Genomic DNA, 23676 nt, shown 5'->3' with positions numbered 1-23676 from the left:
GCCTGAAACAAAGTATGAATAGACATTCGGGGCCAGCCAGCCCCGACGCATAATTTAGTGAGTGCCGGGCTGACCCAGTGCATCACTAATCAAGGACGGTACGTTACGGCGCGCCTCCAGCTGAGCCACTTCCAGCGCACAGGCAAAACCTTCCTTGCTGGTACCACCGTGGCTCTTCACCACCACGCCACGCAGGCCAACAAGGCTGGCGCCATTATAGTGATCCGGGTCCATGCGCTTTTTGAGCCCAATCAACACCGGCAACGCAAACAAGCCGCATAGTTTGCGCAGCCAGGACTGTTTGATTTCTTGGCGCAACATGTTGCCAATCATTTTGGCTACACCTTCCATGGTTTTTAGCGAGACATTACCAACAAAACCATCACACACCACCACATCGGCCTCGCCTGAAAAGATGCCATTACCTTCCACGAAGCCCACATAGTTGAGACCTTGGGCTTCACGCAACAGCCCTGCCGCCTCCTTAATCTGCTCGTTACCCTTGATGTCTTCTTCACCAATATTCAGTAACGCCACACGAGGATGCTCCACCCCATCAACAGCACGCACCACCGCCTGCCCCATCAAGGCAAACTGCAGCAAGTGCGCGGGCTCTGAATCCACATTGGCGCCTAAGTCGAGCATGTGACAATGGCCATTGGCCGTGGGAATAGCCGTACAAATGGCGGGGCGATCTACCCCGGGAAGGGTTTTCAACACAAAACGGCTCACCGCCATCAAGGCACCAGTATTGCCGGCGCTGACCGCTGCCTGGGCACGCCCTTCCTTGACCATATTGATGGCCACACGCATGGACGAGTCCTTCTTTTGCCGCAGAGCAACGGCGACGGGATCATCCATTGCCACCACTTCCGTGGCTGGCTGAACGGTAATACGCGGGTGATCAGCGATATTAGCCTGAGACAAGGCGCTAGTTAACGGTTCAAGTTGGCCAACCAAGATAATGTGCATGTGCTCATGGCGAGACAGCATGGCTGCCACGGCGGGCACTGTTACGGACAAGCCGTGATCGCCCCCCATGGCATCCACTGCTAGCGTCACAACCGGCATGGGCTGCTTCCTTATATTCAAATTTGGAGGCATTCTGACAAAAAACGTTCGGCGGTAACATATTCTCCGCCTTCAACCACAAATCCACTTACAAAAAATCCTCCCGAAGGAGGATTTCAGTGCGCCACTGAAACTGGGCTGTTACTGCACAATAAGGGCAGCGCAAGGCCAGACCGGCACAGAAAAACGGGAGCCGCAGCTCCCATTTTCATACAACTTATTCGTCGTCAGAATCACCCTGACTGATCACCTGGCGGCCACGGTACATGCCATCCGGAGAAATGTGGTGACGACGGTGCACTTCACCAGTGTTGCTATCTTCAGTCAGCGCAGCGGCAGGCAGCGCATCGTGAGAGCGGCGCATGCCACGCTTTGAACGGGTTTTACGGTTCTTTTGAACAGCCATTTCGAGCTCCTCGGGCGTTTATTCAGCCTGAATTTACTTGCCTTGACCTTTTAATTTGGCCAGCACGGCAAAAGGATTATCCGCGTTTTCGTGTTTCTCAGGTTTACCGCTGTCCTGCGGTAAAGCTGTCGGGCAAGAGTCATGCAGAGCCACCAGTGGCATAGCCAGCAACAGCTCCTCTTCGATTAGATCGGTAAGAACCATGCGTTCTTCGCCAACCAACCAAGGATCCAGTCGCCCCGGCAATGCCTTGGCCTGATCCTCATTCCAAACCAACGCCACATCGATATGGGCAGTAATAGAATAACTCACTGGCTCCAGGCAGCGCTGACATGGCAGCACCAATACGGTGCTAACCTCGCCCTCGATACGCCGATGCCCCTCATCATCACGATCGAACGCCAGCGATATTGCTACTGGCTGGTCCAAGCTATCGCGGTATTCCTGCAGGCGTGGCAGGTCTCCAACGGTAAGCTGGCCTTCAACGATGCGACCTTGATCCGCATATTTGCGAGGATCGAGGAACTGTGGCAGTTGCCCTGAAAACATAAGCGCGCAATTCTAGGGCCGCGAGGCCCCGCTGTCAAAGTTAATGTGAGGCACTAAACACCTGAGTCAACAGGGTTTTTCGTGCGTCATGAAAAAATAATCCTTACACTTGCCCCCGCAAAGCGCGGAGACCCCTATGACTGACCAGACACCTACCCTGTTACTCGCCTCTTCATCGCCGTTTCGGCGCCAACTATTAGACAAGCTGAAACTGGATTTTATCCACCAGAGCCCGGATATCGACGAATCCCGGCATGAGGATGAAAGCCCTACCGCCTTGGTAATGCGCCTGGCCCGGGAAAAAGCGCTGGCCCTCGCAGACCAACACCCGAACACGCTAATTATCGGCTCCGACCAGGTTGCCGTTATTGGCAATCAAGTACTGGGCAAACCCGGCGACCGCGACACCGCTATTCGTCAACTCAGCGCCGCCAGCGGCAAGCGGGTCAGTTTCCTGACGGGTTTGTGCCTGCTCAATACCGCCACTGGCCGTAGCCAAGTGGTCTGTGACCCTTTCCATGTGCAGTTCCGCACCTTGAAACCAGCGCAGATTGAACGCTACGTGGACATCGAACAGCCCCTGAATTGTGCTGGCAGCTTCAAATCCGAGGGCCTCGGCATTGTGCTGTTCAAAGCCTTGGAAGGACGCGACCCGAATACACTGGTAGGCCTGCCTTTAATTATATTAACCGAATTTCTGGCTGCAGAAGGCGTTCAGCTGCCCCTATAACCAGCTGCCTCTATTCTATAAAGGGAAGAGGCGGGAACCGAACGCCCTTGGGGTTTCGGAACGCGTCTCTTCTCGTTTCTCGCCATTATGATTAACGAATCACCGGCGATGCACTCAACCCCAGCTGCGTAGCCACGCCTTCGCCAATGGAAACCCCAAAACGGCGAATAAACTCTTCCATAGGAGAGCGGCTGGCACTGTAGTTGAGCATCTCCTCCTCGCCTACCACTTCGCGAACCACCTGCCCCGGGCTCATTAGTCCATCAATCAGACCCAAATCCATAGCCCGCTCGCCAGTCCAGAACAAGCCGGAAAACAATTCTGGATGCCCATCAACTTTCAACCTATTGCCGCGCCCCTTCTTCACCGCCGCAATAAACTGCTGATGAATATCATCCAGCATGGTTTGTACGTGTTTGCGATGGGCCGGCTTCACCGGTGAAAACGGATCCATCAAATCCTTGTTTTCGCCAGCGGTAAACACACGGCGCTCCACACCCAGTTTGTCGGCCGCCTGCTCCAGCCCAAAGCCAGCCATGATCACGCCAATGGAACCTACAATGCTGGCCGGGTCCGCATAGATTTCATCTGCAGCGGAGGCAATAAAGTACGCCCCAGAGGCACCCACATCGGTAATCGCCGCATACAGTTTCTTTTCCGGGTATTCAGCCCGCAGCCGCTTGATGGCGTTGTACACCTGATTAGATTGTACTGGTGAGCCACCTGGGCTGTTGATTTTCAATAGAACGGCGGTGGTGTTTTCCGCTTCAAAGGCTCTCGTTAAGCCGGTGACGATCAAGTCCGCACTCGCCTCCTGATCCGGCGCAATCACGCCGTTCACATCTACGATCCCCACATGGGCTTCCGCCATGGTCACAGCAGAACCGGTTTTGCCCGGAATCACTATCACCAACAAGGTAAACAGATACACAAAGGTCAGGGCCTTGAAGAAAATACCCCAACGACGGGATTTACGCTGCTCATCTTGGGCCTGGCCCAGTAATTTCTCTATCAGCTTCCATTCCCGCTCATTCTGAGGGGGCTGAGAAGATGGCTGATTATTCATAGTCATACGCTCTCCATTACAAATTCAGACGCTGCCAACCCCACTAGCGGCAACAAATGGTCCAAACGATCGATCACCGCCAAGGGCTCGCATGGGAGCAACTGCTCAACTGGATGCGCACCATAACTCACCCCTATGCGGTCTACCCTAGCAGCACGGGCCATCTCCAGATCATAGGTGGTGTCACCCACCACCACGGCCCGCTCAGCAGGCACTGCCATCGCCTCCAGCAGTTCCAGCACCATGGCTGGGTGCGGCTTAGAATGGCTTTCGTCGGCGCATCTGGAAGCATCAAAATAACGTTCTAGGCCGGTATTGCCCCACACCCTCTGCAACCCCTTGCGACTCTTTCCGGTTGCCACTGCCAGCTTAAGACCCTGCTCACGCAGGTGAATCAAAACCTGCTCAGCAGCCGGATAAAGGGCACTGGGTGTCTGCTCGGCGGCAATAAAATGAAACGCATAACGATCACGCATGGCAACAATGCCAGCATCATCCAGCTGCGGATAGAGTGTAGCGATTGCTTCCGGCAACCCTAGCCCAATAATGCTGCAAACTACCGAATCAGCCAATGACGGCAACGCCATGTCCACCGCTGCCAGCTGCATGCAGCTCACAATGCGCCCCGTGGAATCCATCACTGTGCCGTCCCAATCAAAAATCACCAGGTCGTAGGGGCGAACAACACTCATGGTTTGCTCCTCAGGGCAGTCAAAATGGCCTCGTAGTCATCATCCAGCGGCGCGGTAACCGTCAGCCTTTTACCCGTATTCGGGTGCACAAAAACCAGAGTTCGGGCATGTAAGCAGAGCCGGCGGCGGCCAATTTCAGCCAACAACGCCTCCCCTTTAGCGATGCCGTACTTGCTATCACCCAGCAGTGCAAAGCCCCCAAACTGACTATGCACTCTAATTTGGTGGGTGCGGCCGGTTTCCAGGGTAGCCTCCACCAGCTGCGCCTGAGCAAACCGCTCAAGGAGGCGAAAATGCGTCACAGAGGGTTTGCCCTCACGCGATACTCTGACGATACGCTCATTGCCATTCATCATTTTCAATAAGGGCGCATCCAGCGTGCGCTCCTTACCCTTAAACCCTTGGCAGAGAAGCCAGTAACGTTTTTCAATCTGGCCGCCCTGCATCAAGCGCTGCAGTTTACGCAGAAACGAGCGCCGACGGGCCACCATGATCAAACCACTGGTATCGCGATCCAGTCGGTGCACCAGCTCCAGCTCCCGCTCTTGCGGGAACATCACCCGCAACGCTTCAATCAAGCCCAGGCTGACGCCACTGCCTCCATGCACCGCTAAGCCCGCAGGTTTATTAAAAACAAATAACTGATCATCTTCATAGACACAGGCCCGGCGCAGACGCTCAGCCAAGCCCTCACTCACCGCCGCAGGCGCGGTGGAGTCACTGGTGCGAATGGGCGGGACACGCACCACATCGCCAGTACACAGTCGGGTGGTCTGCTTGGCTCGCCCCTTGTTAACCCGCACCTCTCCGGACCGGATAATCCGGTAAACTCGAGACTTGGGCACACCTTTAAGGTGAGTAAACAAGAAATTATCCAGGCGCTGACCGTGCCGGCCTTCATCAATGGTGACAAACGTCACCCTGTTCGCTGCGGGGGTATCTTCTGACATGGCGCGATTCTAAGCGCGATCGGAGGAAATGTCTGCATCTGACCAAGCGATACCAGCAATCTATCTGATTGATCCCACTGGCCTTTTATTGCTATAGTCAAGCGTCGACCTGAAATAGGCAACGGTGACGCGCAGCGAACATTCGCCGTTCGGCCCTCTCCGGCTACAGCCGATGAAGACAGAGCCCGCCACACGGTCACAGAAAAAGCGTCAGGCCCACCTTCCACACGGGAAATACCCTATACGGAACTGGGCTTACGCTGCAGAAGACCCATTTACAGCGCCCGAAAACGGGCCCTGAACATTAACGATGGTGGCCTGCAGCGCTGGTCAAACGACCTGGAAAACAGACAGACAAGAGTTTACACATTGCTGTGTGATGATAACCACGGCAATCGCGTGAAGCATTACAGACTGGCCAACTGCCAGCATGATTACGCACTAAACATTGCACACAACTCGGAGAGCCGCTAACTCAGGCAATACGATCACCAAGGAAAGCGATCCACACGCTCAGCGTGCGCCCGCCCTACCCGTGACATGCCTGCCACAGCACTCCCCTTGGTCTGCTACCGGTTATACCCGGCCCTGCCTCATGCCACCACAAACTTGTGGTAACACCATGAAACGTATGCTTATTAACGCCACTCACCCTGAAGAAGTACGGGTGGCACTGGTCGACGGACAACGTCTGTATGACCTGGATATCGAACACCGCACGCGGGAACAAAAAAAAGCCAACATTTATAAAGGCAAGATCACCCGGGTAGAACCGTCCCTGGAAGCCGCCTTTGTGGATTTTGGCGCAGAGCGCCATGGCTTTCTTCCCCTCAAAGAAATTTCCCGCCAGTACTTCCAAAAAGATCCCAAGGACATCCAGGGCCGCATTAACATCAAGGAAGTCATCAAGGAAGGCCAAGAAGTTATTGTCCAGGTGGCCAAAGAAGAGCGGGGCAACAAAGGCGCCGCCCTCACCACCTTTATTAGCTTGGCGGGTCGCTATTTGGTGCTAATGCCCAATAATCCTCGCGCCGGCGGCATTTCCCGCCGTATCGAAGGGGAAGAGCGGGCTCAGCTGAAAGAAGCCCTAGGCGCCCTGAACATCCCCGACGAAATGGGGGTTATCGTGCGCACCGCTGGGCTGGGCCGCAGTGCTGAGGAATTACAGTGGGACCTGAACTACCTACTGAAACTGTGGACCTCCATCGACGATGCCTCACAGGATCGCAAGGCACCTTTCCTGATCTATCAGGAATCCAACGTTATCATCCGCGCCATTCGTGACTACTTGCGCAAAGATATCGGCGAAGTCCTGATCGATTCCAAGAAAGTTTATGATGAAGCCCAAGGTTTCGTTCAGCAGGTAATGCAGGACTTCCAGCACAAAATCAAACTGTACGACGACGAAACCCCACTGTTCTCCCGTTTCCAGATTGAGTCTCAAATCGAAACCGCCTTTGAGCGGGAAGTGAAGTTACCCTCCGGTGGCTCAATCGTGATCGACCCGACAGAGGCCTTGGTGTCCATCGACATCAACTCCTCCCGCGCCACCAAAGGCGCAGACATCGAAGAGACCGCTCTGCAGACCAACCTGGAAGCGGCGGAAGAAATTGCCCGCCAGCTGCGCCTGCGTGATATCGGCGGCCTGATCGTGGTGGATTTCATCGACATGGGCCCGGCACGCAACCAGCGCGACGTGGAAAATCGCATGCGCGATGCCCTGGAAGCAGACCGTGCCCGCATCCAGTTAGGCCGCATCTCCCGGTTTGGTTTATTGGAGCTGTCCCGTCAGCGCCTGCGCCCGAGCCTGGGTGAAACGTCCAGTATCGTTTGTCCGCGTTGTGATGGCCAAGGCCACATCCGTGATGTGAAGTCCCTGGCGCTGAGCATCCTTCGTCTTATCGAAGAAGAAGTGATGAAAGAGCGCACCGGCGAAATCCAAGCCCAAGTACCAGTAGCCGTGGCCACCTACCTACTCAATGAAAAGCGTGATCCGCTACGCGCCATTGAGAAGAACCACAAAGTGCGGGTAGTCATTATCCCCAACCAGAACCTGGACACGCCCCACTTTGAAGTGGAACGCATCCGAGATGACCAAACGTCCACCCAGCTGAGCCATGAGATGGATCTGCTGGAAGGCACCAAGGATGCAGATATTGCTTCCGCTCAAGACACTGAAATTAAAACCCAAGAGCCGGCCGTCAGACTAATGGCACCGGATACTGCCCCGCCGCCGCCCAAACCGGTCGTCGCGGCCCCGACTGCGCAAGTGCAAAATCTGGGATTGCTTGCCCGCCTATTCTCTTGGTTGGCTCAAGTGTTCACCGCCGAACCCAAACCAGCCAAGGCGAAGAAAGACGCCCCCCAACGCAAAAGCGACAACAAGCCTCGCCAGCAACAAAACAATCGTGGCCGTGGCGGCAACAACCGCAACGACAGTAATAACAGCGATAACCGCGCTAAGAACGATAACCGCAACAAGCGTGATGGCGGCAAAGCCGGTGATAACGACAATCGCAACACCCGCAACAAGCGTCAAAACGACAAAGATAGCGGTCGCAAGAATGATAACCGTCAAGCGGACAATCGCGCTGCCGACAACCGCAACGATGGCCGAGCCGATACCAAGGATGACGGCAACCGTAACGAGCGCCGTGGTCGCAATGACAACCGTCGTAACAATCGCAACAACGACAGCCGTGGCGAAGGTCGCAATGACAACCGAAACGGTAACCGTAACGACAACAAGCCTGATAGCAAGGTAAGCGAAGGAGCCAAGCCGCGCACCCGTAAACAGGATAACGCCGCTGATGGTGCTGACAGCAAAAGCAGCGACAAGGGCCCGAAAGCCCCCCGCCGCACCGATGCCAAGGACAACCGTCCCTTGCGCGAGCGACAGCGCCCCAACAAAGCTAACAACAGCGATGGTGGCGTAGCTCAACCGGCCAAAGCTCAGCGCACTGCGGCCCCTAAGCCGCCACGCAACGAACAGCCGGCACCTGTGGATGACGAAGGTCACCCGGCGACCAAGCTGGTACCGGCGCAGGAACCTTCCGCACAAGCGAAGCGCGACGATACCCCCAAAAAGGCAGCGACAGACAAGACGGCACCGCTCAACGAGCAATCACCCGTTACCAACCAACCGCAAGCCGCAGCTGAACCGAAGCAGGAACAAACCGTTGCTCCGGCCAAGGTACAGCAACCTGCTGCTGAACAACCGCCCGTCACCAAAGCCCCGGTTGCGCAAACCACCGCCGCACCAAAAGTCGAGGACGACAAACCCGCCAGCGCTCAGCCCACAGCCAGCGACACCACCACCGCTGCTCCGGCGCAGGAACAACCGACCCCGACCGCCGACAGCACGCCTCAGCAGCCCAAAGCTGATACCCCCAAAGCGGCCAGCACTGACGACAAGCCGGCGCCCTCTGCGCCACAGCAAGCGGCAACCACCAACGCCGCTCCAGTAGCCGCTCAACCGGCAACAGCCGCACCGACCCAAACTCCAGCTCCGGCCAAGCCAGCTGAAGAAAATAAGTCAGAGGAAAAACCGGTCACCGCCGAGCCGGCAGCACCAAGCCGTGCCAGCAATGACCCGCGCTCTCCAGGCTACAAACCTACCCCTGTCGCTCCGGCGCCCAAGGTAGAAGAAAAGCCCAAACCAGCACCGGCCAGCAATGAGCTACCCAGCCGTGCCACCGAAGTGAAAGCCGTCAAAGCAGAAGCTAAGCCGGCCGCCGCGGAACAGGGCCGAGCCAGCAACGACCCGCGCCAACGCCGCCGTGAGCAGCTCGCTGCTCAGGAAGCCACTGCCAAGGCGCAACAAACGGAATCTCCTTCAGACGACTGAGGAAATCCCACCCACAAAAAAGCCCGCTTTATAGCGGGCTTTTTTGTGGGTCCATTCTTTGCTCCAGCTATAATATGCTGGAATTAACCACCGCCATGCCTCTATGGCAACAACACTGGCTCCTGTTCTAGCGCAACACCAAATTTCTCCTGCACATCAGCACACACAGCCTCTGCCAACGCAATGACATCCGCACTGGTAGCATTACCGTGATTGACCAACACCAGCGCTTGCTCGCTATGCATACCAACTGGTCCCAACCGTTTTCCCTTCCAGCCGGCCTGCTCGATTAACCATCCTGCTGCCAGCTTCACACCATCCGGTTGCGTATACGCCACCAAATCCGCAAAGCGCCTCTTTAACGCATCCCCCCGCTCTTTTGTTACCACCGGGTTTTTAAAAAAACTCCCTGCGTTAGCCAACACATCAGGAGCCGGCAGCTTACTCTGGCGCACCGCAATCACATGCTCGCGAACCGCGGCGGGGAGAATATCTGCTTGCGACAAGTGCCCAAAGCGGGCCTTAAGCGGCCCGTAACTCACATTACACTGCGGCATTTTATTCAGACGCAGCTCAATGCCGGTAATGATATAACGGCCACGGTCTCGGCTTTTGAAACGGCTATCGCGATAAGCAAATTCACATTCATTGCCAGCAAAGTGCGTTACTTGAGCGGTAACCACATCCATCACCGTCACCTGCTCAAGCAACTGTGACAGCTCTACACCATAGGCGCCAATATTCTGAAAAGGCGCAGCCCCTACCGTGCCGGGAATCAGAGATAAGTTTTCCAACCCCTGCCAACCCTGCTCCACGGTCCAGGCCACCAAATCATCCCAATGCACACCCGCGCCCGCAGCGACCCACACATGCGTATTATCTTGCTTAACCAGGGACATGCCATCGATTGCTAAGCTTAACGTCAAGCCCGGCAGATCAGAGCAAATCACCAAATTACTGCCTTCGCCGATCACAAAAAGCGGCTCAGCGGGATTTCGCTCTGCCAAGACCTGAGACAACGCATCCAAAGTAGTCGGACGAGCTAAACGTTGAGCCCGGGCCGGCAGGCCTAGGGTGTTCAGCCCCGTCAAATCCGCATCATCAATCTGTGTGAAAGTGTGGGTTGGTGGTACCGACTCGCTCACAGCTGCTCCCGCACACGGCGCAACAATCCATCGGCACCCTCTTCAATCAAGTCCAACACCGTGTCGAAACCGTCTTCGCCGCCATAATAAGGATCGGGCACTTCCTGCACCCCAGTGTGGTCTGCAAAATCCAAAAACCGCGCGAGAGTTCCTTGGTACGATGCCGGGCGCATAACCTCAAGATCCGCTAGGTTGGCGTTATCCATGGCCAACACCCAATCAAAGTTGGCAAAGTCCGCAGGACTGACCTGCCGTGCTCGCAAAGCCGCCATTGAATATCCTCGCCGCAAAGCCGCCTCTTGAGTACGCGGGTCCGGCGCCTTACCGATATGCCAATCACCGGTTCCAACGCTATCTATGTGAATACGGTCCTCAAGCCCAGCTGCCTTCACTCGCGTCCGAAAAACCACTTCAGCGGTAGGCGAACGGCAAATATTCCCGAGACAAACAAATAACACAGACACGCTCATTATTGGCCTCCCAGCTGGGCTCGCAAACGTTCAAGATCCGTCTGTGTATCCACACCGCCAGGAACCACTTCACAGGCAGGCTCCACATGAATCGCTACCCCATTGGCCATAGCGCGGAGCTGCTCCAAAGACTCCAGCTTCTCCAGTGTCGCCGGCTGCCATTGCACATACTGATGCAAAAAAGCTACCCGATATGCATAAATGCCGATATGCCTCCACCACTGCCCACCCGACAAATCTTGTTGGCCATCGGCAAAGGCATCACGGTGCCAAGGCACCGGCGCTCGGGAAAAATATAATGCCTTGCCCCTATTATCGAAGACGGCTTTCACCACATTAGGATTAAATAGGTCATCAGAATTTTCGATGGCTTCACACAGGGTCGCCATCTGGCAGTCCGGGTTCGCCGCCAGGTTTGCCGCCACTTGATTGATCACCGCAGGGGGGATTAACGGCTCGTCACCCTGTACATTGACGATAATGTCGTCGTCGGCCAAGGCAAGTTTTGTAGCCACCTCTTGAAGACGATCTGTCCCAGAAGGATGATCCTCTCGCGTCATAACCACGGGCACGGTGTCACCCAGCACATCGGCAATACGACGATCGTCGGTAGCCACATAAATCTGATCAGCATCACTTTGCTGGCAGCGCTGCGCCACCCGCTCCACCATGGTTTTCCCGGCAATATCCGCCAACGGCTTGCCCGGCAAACGGGTAGACGCATACCGTGCCGGCACAACTACGTAAAAGCTCATTGAAACCTCGTCATTATCACAAGCTCCAAGCATTAAGCCACAACACTCGCAAAGGCCTATCGTTTCTTAAGCTTCGTGGGTCTCGCCCAAGGATTGAGCACGGACTGCGTACTTCAAATTAAAAACAAAAGCTAAGGCCCATTGCAGCATGAAGCTTGTCGCTATTCTTTTCCTAGCGCTCGGTCGAGCATCTGGTCCAGCAAGCCTTCCGGCAAACTCGCAGTGACCGGAACAAACCACCAGTGGGGCTCGGCGAAAGGTGCGCACTTCACCGCATCCTTTTCCGTCATCAAAACCGGCAACCCATCAGTAAATGCCAGATCCGCCGGCTGGTAGGCATGATGATCAGGGAAAACGTGAGGCGTGGCACTTAGACCGAGAATACTGAGCAGGTTAAAAAACCGCTTGGGATTACCGATACCGGCGACCGCATGAACCTGGGGATGAAGACGCAGAAAATCATCAGGCGTCAGGGTACGGTTATCGGCCAGACAGGTGACCCCTGAAGGGCGCATAATCATCGGATAAGCCCCGGCCCAGCCACCGCCAGTGCTGATAACGAAATCCACTTCCTTGAGCCTGGTGGCAGGCTCTCTTAATGGCCCCTCCGGCAAACAACGCCCATTACCCAGACCGCGTTGAGCATCCACGACCACCACTTCGGCGCTGCGCGGCAGGGCATAATGCTGCAAGCCATCATCGCTGATCACCAAATCCGGGGCGTATTCACGGATAGCCACATCCAGGGCATTACGACGATCAGGATCCAGCACCACCGGAACGCCCGTACGGCGAGCAATCAACACAGGTTCATCGCCCATATCCAAGGCATCGCTGCTAGCGGTTACATGCTGAGGGTAATGGTTAGTTTTACCCGCAAACCCGCGCGATACGACTGCTACCTTTAATCCCCTGGAGCGGGCAGCCTCTACCAGAGCGATTACCAACGGGGTTTTGCCTGTCCCCCCCACAGTGATATTACCCACCACCAATACCGGCACAGGAGGACGCGGTCGCTGTTTTCTGAACCGTTGTAGCCGGCGCCTAGCTTCAAACGACACCAGTGCCGACAAAGGCCGTAGTGGAACCAGCCAGGGACTGCCCTTATACCAACCCTGTTGAACCCATTCGCTCAGTGACCCCATGTCGCCCGATTACTCCTCGGAAAAGTTCATCCGGTACATTTGCGTATACAGCCCGTTTTTTTCCAGTAATTGCTGGTGGGAACCCTGCTCAATCAACTGGCCTTGATCAAGCACCATAATGCGATCCGCTTTTTCAATGGTAGACAGGCGATGGGCAATGACCAAGGTAGTGCGGCCTTGCATCACCTGCTCCAGCGCCTGCTGGATATGGTGTTCGGACTCAGAGTCCAGTGCACTGGTCGCTTCGTCAAGAATCAAAACCGGGGCATCCTTGAGCAACGCCCGCGCAATCGCAATGCGCTGACGCTGACCACCGGACAATTGCACACCGTCTTGGCCCAACAAGGTATCCAAGCCATGTTCAAGCTGCTCAATAAAGGACCAGGCATGGGCGTCCTTTGCTGCTTTTATGATGGACGCATCGTCTGAGCTGCGTAGCTCACCGTAGGCAATATTGTTACGCACGCTGTCGTTAAACAGAACAACTCGCTGACTCACCATCGCAATCTGGTTTCTCAACTCGCTCAGCTGATACTCCTGCAAGGGAATACCATCAAGTAAAATACGGCCTTGGTCTGGATCAAAAAAGCGCGGCAGCATCGCGCTAATGGTACTTTTGCCTGCTCCGGAGCGCCCCACCAGCGCCACAGTTTCCCCGGCCTTGATCGCAAAGTTGAGCTGACGCACCACCGGTGAGGCCGGATCATAACCAAAGCTCACCCCTTCAAAGTCGATATTGCCGTCAACCTTGGTCGCTACAGTATAGGTACCCGTATCCGTTTCCTGCTCAGTATCAAGCAGCTCAAACAGACTGGCAGCACCGGTGACACCGCGCTGAACCTTCACATTCACATCCGTGAGCTGCTTGAGCGGTTTTTGGATCATGCCGGCAGCGGTGATATAAGACAGAAAGCCCCCCACCGTAAGATCTTCGCCCATCAGGTGAATATACAAATAAGTAATGAAGCCAATACCCACCGCCACAAACAATTGCACGATCACCGTGCTTGCGATCTTGCTAGCGTTGAGTTTCACGTTCTGTTTGGCAAAGCTACGACTTACGTTATGAAAACGGTCTGCCTCCTGAGCCTGGCCACCAAAAATTTTCACCTCGCCACTGCCTTCAATGGCCTCACCCAAAAAGTGAGTAATGTTAGCCATGGAAGACTGAATACGACGGCTAATTTTCCTGAACCGTTTACTGGTGATATTCATCACCAGTGCAATCAGAGGAACCACTGTCACCAGAATTAACGTCAGCTTCCAGTTCTGCCATAGCAGAAAACTGAACAGCCCTATCACCGTCAGACCTTCGCGAATAATCACGATGATTGCATCCGTACCGGCACTGGTGACCTGCTGGGCATCGAAGATAATCTTCGACATGATGCGCCCGGAAGCGTTGCGATGGTATTCCGACTGGGGAAGTTTCAGAACATGCTCGAACACATCATTGCGCAATACGTAGACGATTTGTTGAGCTACCCAGTTCATGGAATAACTGCCCATGAACTGGCCAAGCCCTTGGAAGAGCACCAGCACTAAAGGAGCAATAGAGACGATCAAGACCCGCGCATCGGTTGGGTTAACAATGGTATCCCCAAGATACCCTGCCAGCTGGGCAGCCCCGGCTTGCGCGCCGGCATATAACGCATAGCCAATAACGCTGATAACCAGCATAAACCAGTAAGGACGAACATAACTCAGTAGCCGCTTGTAGGTTGGCCACACGTCCTCAGGGGGAATAGGTTGACTCATTGTGCCTCGTTAGGAGATTCGCGAGTGGTGAGCGATAGCTTAACAAAACCCAGTTGCCCGGCCACGTCATAAACACGCACGACCGCTTGATAGGCCACATTGGCATCCGCGTAAATTTGTAAGGGGTAGTTCACTTTATCCTGGCCTAGCCGTAACAATGCAGTGCGTAGGCTATTGCTGTCACTGGCAGTAAGCCTCTCACCGTTCACCAAGTAATCGCCGGTGGAGGTAATGGTCACTTCAACCTGATCATTTATCTGCGCTAAGGGAACCCCGTCCGCTTCCGGCAGGGTAATCGACAGTTGCGTTTTATCATCGAACGTCGTCGATACCATGAAAAAAATTAGCAGCAAAAACACCACATCAATCAAAGGTGTTAGGTTAACGCTAATTTCCTCCTGGCTGGGCCGGGGAAATTTCACGCCTTGTCCCCCGGTTCTGCCTCACGATCACCGTGCACCAGATCCACCACGTGAACAGCGCTTTGCTCCAACTCAACAGTGATTTCTTCCACCCGACGTACAAAGAAGCGATGAAAGAAAATGGCCGGAATCGCTACAACCAAGCCCGCAGCAGTGGTCAACAATGCTTGAGAAATACCGCCAGCCAACTGTGCCGCATCACCGGTACCGTGGATCATGATGGCCGCAAACACATCGATCATCCCGACCACGGTACCAAGCAACCCTAGCAATGGGGTAATGGCCGCAATAGACCCCAGCGTGCTGAGAAATTTTTCCAGTTCATGCACCACTCCCGTGGCACTTTCCTGAATACTTTCTTTCATGATTTCGCGACCATGTCGGGCATTGGCCAAGCCAGTGGCCAGAATACGCCCTAGCGGTGAGCTGTCACGCAATTTTACCAGGTTGCTCTCGTTGAGCAGACCGCGCTTGAGCAACGCCTGCACTTGGGGCACGGTGTCCGCCGGTGCCAATTTACTGGGCCGCAAGGTCCAGAAGCGCTCTACCACAATAGCCAACGCCACCACCGAACAGATCAAGATCGGAAGCATCATCCAGCCTCCGGACTGCACAAGATCCTGCACCTTAACTTCTCCCCATTCGCACAAATCACATTACCAGAGACGCCAAACGGCCGGCCCATGCCAAGGCCGGGCATACGCTTGCCGCCATTTTGTTATAAGCCGGACATTATCTGCGCCCCCCTGCCGAAACACAATCATGCCATCTCTGTCGGTACGCAGAACGGTGATGCCAGCGCTATCCAGCCGACCCAACACCGCTGGATGAGGATGATTAAACCGGTTCCGGTAACCCGCACTGACGATAGCAAAGCGCGGCTGTAACTGCCGCAGTAGCGCGGCGCTAGTACTGGACTGACTTCCATGGTGCCCCAACACCAGCAGGTCCACCGAAGGCAACGTTCCAAGCAAATGATATTCCTGCTGAACGCCAATATCGCCGGGCAGCAACACGGACCCAAAGGGACCATCGACATGCAATACACAACTGGCCGCATTACTCTTTAGACCCGTTTCTCGGGGCCACAGTACCGTGAACGAGACGCCATCCCACGACCAACGATCCCCCGCCCGACAAAAATGGCTACCGGGTACTCGATGCGGCTCACCACTGAATAAGGCAACCGCAGACGGCAAGTCTACCAAGCCACCAGCATGATCATTGTCACCATGACTAATCAGCATGCGATCCACCTTCTGCCCCGTGACAGACAGCCACGGTGATATGCTCTGTGCCGCAACACTGCCACCCGGCCAGGACGGCCCAGCGTCATAGATCAGCAAATGCTCGCGGGTTCGTATTGCCACCGCTAGCCCCTGCCCCACATCGAAAGCTGTCAGCGACCACTCCCCCGACGCCAGAGGCTCTGGTTGCTGTGTCAGCCAGGGTAATAGACAGAACGGCAACAATCGTCTGGGAAAAGGAACAAATGGCATCAGCAGAAGCATCAAGCCAAACATCAACACAATGCCCGACACTGTAGAAGGAAGCATGAGCCATGACGGTATCCCCTGGTTCGCCAACCAAGTCATCACCCACACAGACAATTCCACGCCTGTCGCAGCCGCTTGCAGCAACCAAGTTTGGTCCAGCAACGCCCCGAGCAAGGCTGCCGGGATGACCAACACAGTGTATAAGGGAACCAATATAAGATTGGCCAGCGGTGCGCTGGGTGTCCATTGATGAAACAACCCAGCGCTGGCCATCGTCATTACCACAGGCAGCAGTATGATTAACCGCCAAGAACCATGACTGCGGGTTAACATGGCAATAAATGCCACCGCCCCGAAGGATAACCACAGGCTTTCTGACAGCGCCGCCAGCGGCATGATCATGAGTACCACCAGCAAGGCCAACGCCAATGCTCGCCCCAGCGAAATCGGCACTCGCCACCACTGCGCCAACGCCACCACTATCAGCATGACCAATGCCCGCACCGTAGGAAGGCTAAATCCCGCCAATGCGGCATACCCCGTTGCCGCTAATAGAGCTGGCACCCAAGCCAGATGCTGCTGAGAGTATCGCCGCAATACCGGCATCAACGCCTGAAGAACCGGGGCAAACACCACCCGGCCCAACCACCAGAACCAGCCGGCCACAATAGCGATATGCAGGCCGGAAATAGCCAATAGATGGGCGCCTCCCGTTACCTGGAAGGCTTGCCACAGCGACGCCTCCAGCCCGGAGCGATTGCCAACGATCAGAGCAGGAAGTACTGCTTGGCCTAGGGGCGAACCACTGACCCGCTCCTCCACACGGTAAGACAACTGCTCACGCCAGGCAGCAATACCGCGGTTATTCCCCTCCACTGATATCTGCTTAAGGGTACCGCGGGCATCTATCCCCGCGGAGAGGTCAGAACGGCTGCGATCAGGACCGAAGCGGTTGTACAGGCCACGCGGCACCTTCAGTTCCGCCGTTAGCCTCACCCGATCGCCCGCACCCAGCAGCACAGGCGGCGCATAGCTATTAAGCACGACTTGGTGCTTTCCAGGCCACTCCTCGCTTCCCCACACCAAAAAAAGTATTTGCTGGCGCCATTGCCAGCGACCAAAACGAAACTCACGATGAGTCACCGGGACATCCACTACTTCGCCCTGCAGGCTAACTACGGCCCGATCCTGATCAGCAGGCAGACGCTTTATCAATCCTATATTCAGCTGCCAAACGCCAAAACCGTAACCAATTATTAACCACACAAGCCACAGGGCCCGACAGCGCCACATCCCAGCCGCTGCAACAACCGCTAACACCAGTAGTGGCCACAATACACCCAGCCAGCAACCCGCCACGATAGCGGCGGTCGTTAACCACATTCGCATCCTTGCTCCGCGGTTTTATCTATCACAACCCCATGTAAACGGCGAAATCAGCGCTGCTATAGGAACAACAATTCCTTTCCTCGCCTTTGTGGCAGTATGCCTTCTTTAATGATGCGGGCATAATAGCGCCCGCGGGAACAAGAAGAGATCACCCATACCTTCTTAATCCCACTTTTTCCCGGCGATGTCAGGCTCGAACGTACCGGGCATAGCACCAAACTGGTAGAGTGCCTTCATCGGCAGCCAGATACCGCTGTCATGAAAGCACCGGGGCTACACATGTGCTCCCGATTCAGCCAGTAGATGCGAGTTAATGCCAAAACGGATATTCCGCAAATACCTGCCAACACCCGAACGTATTCGACAAACCAAGTCGTTGAGTTTTCTCGGGGAAGTGCTATCGGACCCAAACCTTTGGCACATTAACCGTCGTTCACTGGCCGGCGCAGCCTTTATCGGTATCTTCTCCGGTCTGTTACCTATCCCCCTGCAAATGGGGTTGGCCGCCCTGTTGGCGGTGCGCTTCCACTGCAACCTGCCGCTTTCGATTATGCTGGTATGGATTTCCAATCCAGTGACTTATGTGCCGATTTTCTATTTCACCTACCGCATTGGCGCCTGGCTGCTGGGAATGCCGCCCCACAGCGGTGAAGGCATCACCGTCGCCTGGTTTGTGGAACAGCTCATCCCATTATGGGTAGGTTCAATGCTATGCGCATTCGGGTTTGGCGGATTAGCGTACATGGCAGTAAAAGTCAGCTGGCGGCTAGCTGTAATTCGAAGTTGGAATCTACGCGCGCACCGGCGCGCACGGGCTCAGCGCCGTGACGCGCGATTAGAAGCCAAAGAAGAGAAAAAAAACGAAACCAACGAGCCTCGCGGCGGTTCAGAGCCGCCGCAGTAACCCATCGTGTAGCTCGTATTGTTGCGGGCAGCGGGCGGCAAACTCCCTGTCGTGGGTCACGATCATGAACGCCGTGCCCAGTTTTTCATTTAATTCGATCATCAGGGCTTGCACCTGCGCTGCCGTTCGCTCATCCAGGTTACCAGTGGGCTCATCTGCCATTACCAGCGCAGGCTCTGTCACCAGTGCACGAGCAATGGCCACCCGCTGACGCTCACCACCGCTTAACGCCGAAGGCTTGTGTTTGAGACGGGGGCCCAGCCCCACCCGCTCAAGAATCTCGGCGGAACGAGCCTGACAATCCGACGGCTTGTCTCCACGGATCAATAATGGCATAGCCACATTTTCCAGCGCGGTAAACTCAGGCAGAAGATGGTGAAACTGGTAGACGAATCCCAAGTAGCGGTTACGTAGTCGACCGGTTTCCCGGTCGTTCAACGACGCCACTGAGGTACCCGCAATGGCCACAGAACCTCGGGTCGCATGATCAAGCCCACCCAATAGATTCAACAAGGTGGATTTGCCAGAACCGGAGGCACCAATAATCGCCAGGATGTCGCCTTTATTTACGGTCAACTCCACACCGCGCAATACTTCCAGCTCGTTGTCACCCTCTTCATAAGCCTTGACCAGCTTCTTTGCTTGCAGAACAGGCGTTGAATTATTCATAGCGCAACGCCTCTGCCGGTTGCACCCGGCTGGCACGCCAGGAAGGATAAAGGGTGGCCGAAAAGCTGATAAACAATGCGATACTTACAATAGTGCCCACATCAGACCACTGCAGCTCGGACGGCAGATAATTCACAAAATAGGCATCAAATAAACGAGTGTTAAAGGTTTTTTCCACCCACTCGGCAATATTGCTCACATTGGTGGCCAGCAACACACCCAGCACCGTACCTAACAACGTCCCGGCCACACCAATCAAGGTACCTTGCACCATGAAAATACGCATGATGGTGCCCGGTGAGGCTCCCAACGTACGCAATACCGCAATATTGCCGCGTTTCTCGGTTACCAACATGACCTGGCTGGATATGATGTTGAAGGCCGCCACCGCCACAATAAAACTAAGCAATAGCGTCATCATGGTTTTTTCCATCTTGATGGCTTGGAAAAGGTTACCGTGGCTTCTCGTCCAGTCACTAGTGTAATAATTCGGCCCCAGTTCCTGCTGTAGCGTCCAACCCAGATTCGATGCACTGAACAGATCATTCAGTTTCAACCGCACGCCCTGCACCGTGCCCGCCTGACGGGCCAGCTTGGCCGCATCCGCCACATTCACATAGGCATACAGGGAATCCACTTCCGCCCGCACCCGGAAAATACCGGTAACGGTAAAGCGCTTAAATCGGGGCATCACCCCTGCGGGTGAAATGGTGGCCTCCGGCAGCACCAGGGTTATCTTGTCCCCCAACTGCGCATCCAACCGCCGTGCCAAGCCATAGCCCAGTACCACATCGAATTCACCTGACTCTAAGCTATCCAGCTCGCCTTGGTGCATAAAGTCACCAACGATGGACACCTTTCGCTCGGCCTCCGGGTCAATCCCGTTAATTAACGCTCCGGCCACATTGCCACGGTGAGTTAGCATGCCTTCAAGCTGCACAAACGGCGCGACCGCTTCAATCTGGTCGTGGTGATCCAACCGGTTGGCCAACGCCTGCCAATCCTGTACTGGCTCGCGGCCATGCACGGACAGATGCGTCACCATGCCCAAAATGCGGGTCTGCAACTCACGATCAAAGCCATTCATGACTGAAAGCACCGTTATCAGCACCGCTACGCCCAACATCAGGCCTAGTGCCGAAATCAGTGTAATCACCGAAATAAAACTGTTGCGGGCACGGGCGCCGGTATAGCGCAGCCCCACATAGAAAGATAGAGGTCGAAACATGCAGCGCATTTAACCCGAAACCCGAGGCAAATACTACGCCCACTGGCACAAACGCCTCGGCACGCCGCTTTGTGATCGGTGTCAGCGTTCACCAGCTAGCAAAATGGTTGAATAAGCCTACCTAACTTTCTAATACTGAAAGAAAATAAAATATTTCTGGGGGAAGAAATGAAGATAAGAATAATACCGATGCTGGCTTCAGCAGCGCTGGTCATATCCACTGTCTCACTGGCAGCCGATGTTCCCCAGCGTGGCATGTCCCAATCTCAGGTTCGAGCTCAATTTAGTGCCCCCAACCAAAGTAAAGGGCCAGTGGGCAGCCCGGCCATCACCCGCTGGGATTACGACGGATTTACTGTTTACTTCGAAAACAATACCACTCTGCACACCGTGGTTAATCGCCCGGCGAATACGGCAACAGACCCAGTTTCTGGCCAACAAGTCGATGCCCTGCCCTCTATTCAAGAAAAAGCGGCCACACAACCCAGCACACCGGCCGACAATGCGTTCGAACCCACTACGACTCCCCCCGCAGCGCCAGAAGCTCCTACAGCTCCCTCCACACCAGAAGCCACCAAGCCAGCAGAAAGTCCGGCTCAAACCGGCCCTAACCCCGAAACACCGACGACTCCAAACACTGAAGGCGAGTTTCGCTTCGACCCGGTAACCGGTCGCATCATCATCGCCGGTGAAGACACACCAAAGCAGGCGGCAAAAAAGCAAGCCGATAGCATGAAACAAGAGGCACGACAGTCCGCTAATCAAGCCAGAGAGTCGGCCGACCAGGCCGTTGAAGACACTCAGGGCAAGGCCCAGAACACTGTAGACGAAGCCAGCAAAAACGTGGGGGCGGCCCGGGCTCAGGCCCAACAGGAAGCAACAAAGCAAGCCGCTCAGGACGTCAATGACGCCGCCGATGGCGGTGGTTTCTATATTGACTGGGGCGCACGCCAGTAGCACACTCGCGCGCATAGTCAATCCTGCGGACCCTCTTCGCTATGCGCCAACTTCTTCCTGAATGGCACCCCCAATGGGGGGTGTTACTCGCCTGGCCCGACGCCCAAACCGATTGGGCCGATCACTTGGCCGATGCCGAAACCTGCTACCTGAATATCCTCGCTGCTCTGCTCGACCACGAGCATGTATTGATGGTGTGTCGTAACGCGCAAACCCATGCGCATATTCACGCGCAAGTCGCGGCCCGGGGCATCGACCCGCAACGCCTACAATTGGTGATCGCAGATTACAACGATACCTGGGCCCGGGATTTTGGCCCCATCGCCATCCATGAAGACGGCAAAACCCTGCTGCTGGATTACACCTTTACGGGCTGGGGCGGCAAGTTCGCCGCCGACAAGGACAATGCACTCAACGCACAATTGCCCTGGCAACTCCCCCTACGAAGCCACGCTCTAGTGCTCGAAGGCGGCGCCCTCGATACCGACGGCAAGGGCAACCTACTGACCACCCGCCACTGCCTGCGTAACCCCAATCGCAACCCGGATCTTTCAGAAGCGGAACTCACGGCACAGTTGAAAGAGCAGCTGGGCGTCAGCGATATCTGGTGGCTGGATCATGGCGAACTGGACGGTGACGATACCGACGCCCACGTGGATACCCTGGCCCGTTTTGTGGACGAGAAAACGCTGGCCTATGTGCAATGTCAGGACCCCACTGACAGCCACTACCCGACCCTCGCTGCCATGGAGCTGGAGCTGCAACGGCTAGCGGATCAACATGATTTAACCCTGGTTCCGCTGGCACTGCCCTCTGCCCAATATTGCCGTGAAGGTGAAAGGCTGCCGGCCACCTATGCCAACTTCCTTATCACCAACGAAAAAATCTTGCTGCCAGTCTATGGCTGCGATACGGATCAACAAGCTCTCAGTGCTCTACAATCCGTTGCTGGCTCACGGTGCGTGGAAGCCATCAACTGCCGGGTATTGATCGAACAGCACGGCAGCCTGCACTGTGTCACCATGCAGTTACCGCAAGGCGCCCTGTCAGCATGACGCACGCCACCACCGCACAGAGGAAAACGCCCATGCGTGTTGCCGCTATTCAACAGACCAACACTGCCGACCTGCAAGCCAACCTGGACCACTCCCTGTCACTGGTCCGCGATGCCGCCGCTCAGGGCGCGGAACTGGTGCTATTGCAGGAGCTGCACCGCAGCCTGTATTTCTGCCAAACCGAAGACACCAGCGTGTTTGATCTGGCAGAAACCATTCCCGGCCCCAGCACAGAGACCCTTGGCGAACTGGCCAAAGAGCTTGGCATTGTTATTGTCGGCAGCCTGTTCGAAAAGCGCGCCACCGGCCTGTATCACAACACTGCAGTCGTTCTGGAAAAAGATGGCAGCTTGGCTGGCATCTACCGCAAAATGCACATCCCTGATGACCCGGGCTTCTACGAAAAATTCTACTTTACCCCCGGCGATGCCAACTGCAACGACGGCCGCAGCGGTTTCACCCCCATCGACACCAGCGTGGGCAAACTAGGATTGCTGGTATGTTGGGATCAATGGTATCCAGAAGCGGCTCGCCTGATGGCCCTGGCCGGTGCCGACCTGCTGCTCTACCCCACCGCCATCGGTTGGGATCGCACGGATGAACAAGACGAGCAACAACGCCAGCTAGACGCTTGGATCACGATTCAGCGGGCCCATGGCATCGCCAACGGCCTACCCGTATTGGTGGCCAACCGCTGTGGTTTTGAACAAAGTCCGGCGGACGAGAGTGGCATTCAGTTCTGGGGAAATAGCTTTATCTGTGGGCCACAGGGCGAATTCCTCGCCCAAGCCAACAGCAATAACGAGCAGGTACTGCTCGCCGATGTAGACTTGCAGCGCAGCGAATCCGTCCGCCGCATCTGGCCTTATCTGCGTGACCGGCGTGTGGATGCTTATGATGACCTGGGCAAGCGTTTTCGAGACTGACGTTAACCGCAAACGGCCATTCTCACGCCAGCGTGGGCGAAACCGT

The 23676-nt window shown here is 55.5% G+C and carries 22 protein-coding genes; 6 read left to right on the top strand and 16 right to left on the bottom strand.

What is annotated here, in order from left to right; translation table 11 throughout:
• Positions 1-54: 54 nt before the first annotated feature.
• From plsX to ABO_RS05505, 3 genes are all read right to left on the bottom strand, one after another.
• A complete protein-coding gene (plsX, locus tag ABO_RS05515; RefSeq protein ID WP_041704922.1) occupies positions 55-1071 on the bottom strand; it encodes a phosphate acyltransferase PlsX in 1017 nt (338 codons plus the stop codon).
• A gap of 217 nt (positions 1072-1288) precedes the next feature.
• Positions 1289-1477, bottom strand: a complete 189-nt coding sequence (gene rpmF, locus ABO_RS05510) for a 50S ribosomal protein L32 (RefSeq protein ID WP_011588350.1) — start codon at positions 1475-1477, stop codon at positions 1289-1291.
• Positions 1478-1510: 33 nt separating this feature from the next.
• Entirely contained in the window at positions 1511-2026 is a 516-nt protein-coding gene (locus ABO_RS05505) for a YceD family protein (protein WP_011588349.1), read from the bottom strand.
• Between the two features lie 136 nt (positions 2027-2162).
• Here ABO_RS05505 and ABO_RS05500 point away from each other — a divergent pair, with 136 nt between their 5' ends.
• Complete coding sequence (locus ABO_RS05500; RefSeq protein ID WP_011588348.1) at positions 2163-2756, top strand: Maf family protein; 594 nt, start codon at positions 2163-2165, stop codon at positions 2754-2756.
• A 91-nt stretch (positions 2757-2847) separates the two neighbouring features.
• On the opposite strand, the gene sppA is transcribed toward ABO_RS05500, so the two are convergent.
• From sppA to ABO_RS05485, 3 genes are read right to left on the bottom strand one after another with little or no spacing between them, the layout of a single operon-like run.
• Positions 2848-3828, bottom strand: a complete 981-nt coding sequence (gene sppA / locus ABO_RS05495; RefSeq protein ID WP_011588347.1) for a signal peptide peptidase SppA — start codon at positions 3826-3828, stop codon at positions 2848-2850.
• On the bottom strand, positions 3825-4514 hold the full coding sequence (locus ABO_RS05490; RefSeq protein ID WP_011588346.1) for an HAD-IA family hydrolase: 690 nt from the start codon (positions 4512-4514) through the stop codon (positions 3825-3827). The genes sppA and ABO_RS05490 overlap by 4 nt, the downstream gene beginning before the upstream one ends.
• A complete protein-coding gene (locus ABO_RS05485; RefSeq protein ID WP_011588345.1) occupies positions 4511-5464 on the bottom strand; it encodes an RluA family pseudouridine synthase in 954 nt (317 codons plus the stop codon). Before ABO_RS05485 ends, ABO_RS05490 begins: the two co-directional genes overlap by 4 nt.
• A gap of 622 nt (positions 5465-6086) precedes the next feature.
• Here ABO_RS05485 and rne point away from each other — a divergent pair.
• Positions 6087-9311 carry a ribonuclease E gene (rne, locus tag ABO_RS05480; RefSeq protein WP_011588344.1) on the top strand — a complete coding sequence of 1075 codons (3225 nt, stop codon included), beginning with the start codon at positions 6087-6089 and terminating at the stop codon, positions 9309-9311.
• Between the two features lie 101 nt (positions 9312-9412).
• Here rne and murB read toward each other — a convergent pair whose 3' ends face one another.
• The 8 genes from murB to ABO_RS05440 all read right to left on the bottom strand — a co-directional run bounded on the left by murB (position 9413) and on the right by ABO_RS05440 (position 17885).
• Entirely contained in the window at positions 9413-10456 is a 1044-nt protein-coding gene (gene murB / locus ABO_RS05475) for a UDP-N-acetylmuramate dehydrogenase (protein WP_011588343.1), read from the bottom strand.
• Positions 10453-10926 (bottom strand): low molecular weight protein-tyrosine-phosphatase, encoded by a 474-nt coding sequence (locus ABO_RS05470; RefSeq protein ID WP_011588342.1) that lies wholly within the window; start codon positions 10924-10926, stop codon positions 10453-10455. The genes murB and ABO_RS05470 overlap by 4 nt, the downstream gene beginning before the upstream one ends.
• Positions 10926-11681, bottom strand: coding sequence for a 3-deoxy-manno-octulosonate cytidylyltransferase (kdsB, locus tag ABO_RS05465; RefSeq protein ID WP_011588341.1), 756 nt, complete (start codon positions 11679-11681; stop codon positions 10926-10928). Before kdsB ends, ABO_RS05470 begins: the two co-directional genes overlap by 1 nt.
• 161 nt (positions 11682-11842) lie before the next feature.
• Positions 11843-12826, bottom strand: coding sequence for a tetraacyldisaccharide 4'-kinase (gene lpxK, locus ABO_RS05460; protein WP_011588340.1), 984 nt, complete (start codon positions 12824-12826; stop codon positions 11843-11845).
• Positions 12827-12835: 9 nt separating this feature from the next.
• Positions 12836-14584 carry a lipid A export permease/ATP-binding protein MsbA gene (msbA, locus tag ABO_RS05455; RefSeq protein ID WP_011588339.1) on the bottom strand — a complete coding sequence of 583 codons (1749 nt, stop codon included), beginning with the start codon at positions 14582-14584 and terminating at the stop codon, positions 12836-12838.
• Positions 14581-15006: an ExbD/TolR family protein gene (locus ABO_RS05450; RefSeq protein WP_011588338.1), complete on the bottom strand. Its 426-nt coding sequence runs from the start codon at positions 15004-15006 to the stop codon at positions 14581-14583. Before ABO_RS05450 ends, msbA begins: the two co-directional genes overlap by 4 nt.
• Positions 15003-15632 (bottom strand): MotA/TolQ/ExbB proton channel family protein, encoded by a 630-nt coding sequence (locus ABO_RS05445; protein ID WP_011588337.1) that lies wholly within the window; start codon positions 15630-15632, stop codon positions 15003-15005. Before ABO_RS05445 ends, ABO_RS05450 begins: the two co-directional genes overlap by 4 nt.
• 30 nt (positions 15633-15662) lie before the next feature.
• A complete protein-coding gene (locus ABO_RS05440) occupies positions 15663-17885 on the bottom strand; it encodes a DNA internalization-related competence protein ComEC/Rec2 (protein ID WP_144412627.1) in 2223 nt (740 codons plus the stop codon).
• 319 nt (positions 17886-18204) lie between these two features.
• Between ABO_RS05440 and ABO_RS05435 the strand changes: the two genes are divergently transcribed.
• Positions 18205-18795 carry a DUF2062 domain-containing protein gene (locus tag ABO_RS05435; protein ID WP_011588335.1) on the top strand — a complete coding sequence of 197 codons (591 nt, stop codon included), beginning with the start codon at positions 18205-18207 and terminating at the stop codon, positions 18793-18795.
• Here the strand turns inward: ABO_RS05435 and lolD are convergent.
• Both lolD and ABO_RS05425 read right to left on the bottom strand, forming a co-directional pair.
• Positions 18778-19464 carry a lipoprotein-releasing ABC transporter ATP-binding protein LolD gene (lolD, locus tag ABO_RS05430; RefSeq protein ID WP_035458447.1) on the bottom strand — a complete coding sequence of 229 codons (687 nt, stop codon included), beginning with the start codon at positions 19462-19464 and terminating at the stop codon, positions 18778-18780. The genes ABO_RS05435 and lolD overlap by 18 nt on opposite strands.
• Positions 19457-20692, bottom strand: coding sequence for a lipoprotein-releasing ABC transporter permease subunit (locus ABO_RS05425; protein ID WP_035458449.1), 1236 nt, complete (start codon positions 20690-20692; stop codon positions 19457-19459). The genes lolD and ABO_RS05425 overlap by 8 nt, the downstream gene beginning before the upstream one ends.
• Before the next feature lie 168 nt (positions 20693-20860).
• On the opposite strand from ABO_RS05425, the gene ABO_RS14110 reads away from it, so the two are divergent.
• Genes ABO_RS14110 through ABO_RS05410 form a run of 3 tightly spaced genes read left to right on the top strand, consistent with a single transcriptional unit; the run spans position 20861 to position 23630 of the window.
• The gene (locus tag ABO_RS14110) at positions 20861-21649 is read left to right on the top strand and encodes a hypothetical protein (protein ID WP_011588332.1); all 789 of its coding nucleotides are present in this window, start codon (positions 20861-20863) and stop codon (positions 21647-21649) included.
• A 41-nt stretch (positions 21650-21690) separates the two neighbouring features.
• On the top strand, positions 21691-22704 hold the full coding sequence (locus ABO_RS05415) for an agmatine deiminase family protein (protein ID WP_011588331.1): 1014 nt from the start codon (positions 21691-21693) through the stop codon (positions 22702-22704).
• A gap of 32 nt (positions 22705-22736) precedes the next feature.
• On the top strand, positions 22737-23630 hold the full coding sequence (locus ABO_RS05410; protein WP_011588330.1) for a carbon-nitrogen hydrolase: 894 nt from the start codon (positions 22737-22739) through the stop codon (positions 23628-23630).
• The last annotated feature ends 46 nt before the right edge of the window (positions 23631-23676 follow it).

It is taken from the genome of Alcanivorax borkumensis SK2 (genome assembly GCF_000009365.1).
Classification (GTDB): domain Bacteria; phylum Pseudomonadota; class Gammaproteobacteria; order Pseudomonadales; family Alcanivoracaceae; genus Alcanivorax; species Alcanivorax borkumensis.
The sequence above is the reverse complement of the archived record's forward strand: the minus strand, read 5'-3'. Positions and strand labels throughout refer to the sequence as shown.

Excerpts from the sequence above, each read along its gene's own strand:
- plsX (WP_041704922.1), bottom strand. The coding sequence starts at position 1,071 with ATGCCGGTTGTGACGCTAGCAGTGGATGCCATGGGGGGCGATCACGGC.
- rpmF (WP_011588350.1), bottom strand. The coding sequence starts at position 1,477 with ATGGCTGTTCAAAAGAACCGTAAAACCCGTTCAAAGCGTGGCATGCGC.
- ABO_RS05505 (WP_011588349.1), bottom strand. The coding sequence starts at position 2,026 with ATGTTTTCAGGGCAACTGCCACAGTTCCTCGATCCTCGCAAATATGCG.
- ABO_RS05500 (WP_011588348.1), top strand. The coding sequence starts at position 2,163 with ATGACTGACCAGACACCTACCCTGTTACTCGCCTCTTCATCGCCGTTT.
- sppA (WP_011588347.1), bottom strand. The coding sequence starts at position 3,828 with ATGACTATGAATAATCAGCCATCTTCTCAGCCCCCTCAGAATGAGCGG.
- ABO_RS05490 (WP_011588346.1), bottom strand. The coding sequence starts at position 4,514 with ATGAGTGTTGTTCGCCCCTACGACCTGGTGATTTTTGATTGGGACGGC.
- ABO_RS05485 (WP_011588345.1), bottom strand. The coding sequence starts at position 5,464 with ATGTCAGAAGATACCCCCGCAGCGAACAGGGTGACGTTTGTCACCATT.
- rne (WP_011588344.1), top strand. The coding sequence starts at position 6,087 with ATGAAACGTATGCTTATTAACGCCACTCACCCTGAAGAAGTACGGGTG.
- ABO_RS05470 (WP_011588342.1), bottom strand. The coding sequence starts at position 10,926 with ATGAGCGTGTCTGTGTTATTTGTTTGTCTCGGGAATATTTGCCGTTCG.
- kdsB (WP_011588341.1), bottom strand. The coding sequence starts at position 11,681 with ATGAGCTTTTACGTAGTTGTGCCGGCACGGTATGCGTCTACCCGTTTG.
- lpxK (WP_011588340.1), bottom strand. The coding sequence starts at position 12,826 with ATGGGGTCACTGAGCGAATGGGTTCAACAGGGTTGGTATAAGGGCAGT.
- msbA (WP_011588339.1), bottom strand. The coding sequence starts at position 14,584 with ATGAGTCAACCTATTCCCCCTGAGGACGTGTGGCCAACCTACAAGCGG.
- ABO_RS05440 (WP_144412627.1), bottom strand. The coding sequence starts at position 17,885 with ATGTGGTTAACGACCGCCGCTATCGTGGCGGGTTGCTGGCTGGGTGTA.
- ABO_RS05435 (WP_011588335.1), top strand. The coding sequence starts at position 18,205 with ATGCCAAAACGGATATTCCGCAAATACCTGCCAACACCCGAACGTATT.
- lolD (WP_035458447.1), bottom strand. The coding sequence starts at position 19,464 with ATGAATAATTCAACGCCTGTTCTGCAAGCAAAGAAGCTGGTCAAGGCT.
- ABO_RS05425 (WP_035458449.1), bottom strand. The coding sequence starts at position 20,692 with ATGTTTCGACCTCTATCTTTCTATGTGGGGCTGCGCTATACCGGCGCC.
- ABO_RS14110 (WP_011588332.1), top strand. The coding sequence starts at position 20,861 with ATGAAGATAAGAATAATACCGATGCTGGCTTCAGCAGCGCTGGTCATA.
- ABO_RS05415 (WP_011588331.1), top strand. The coding sequence starts at position 21,691 with ATGCGCCAACTTCTTCCTGAATGGCACCCCCAATGGGGGGTGTTACTC.
- ABO_RS05410 (WP_011588330.1), top strand. The coding sequence starts at position 22,737 with ATGCGTGTTGCCGCTATTCAACAGACCAACACTGCCGACCTGCAAGCC.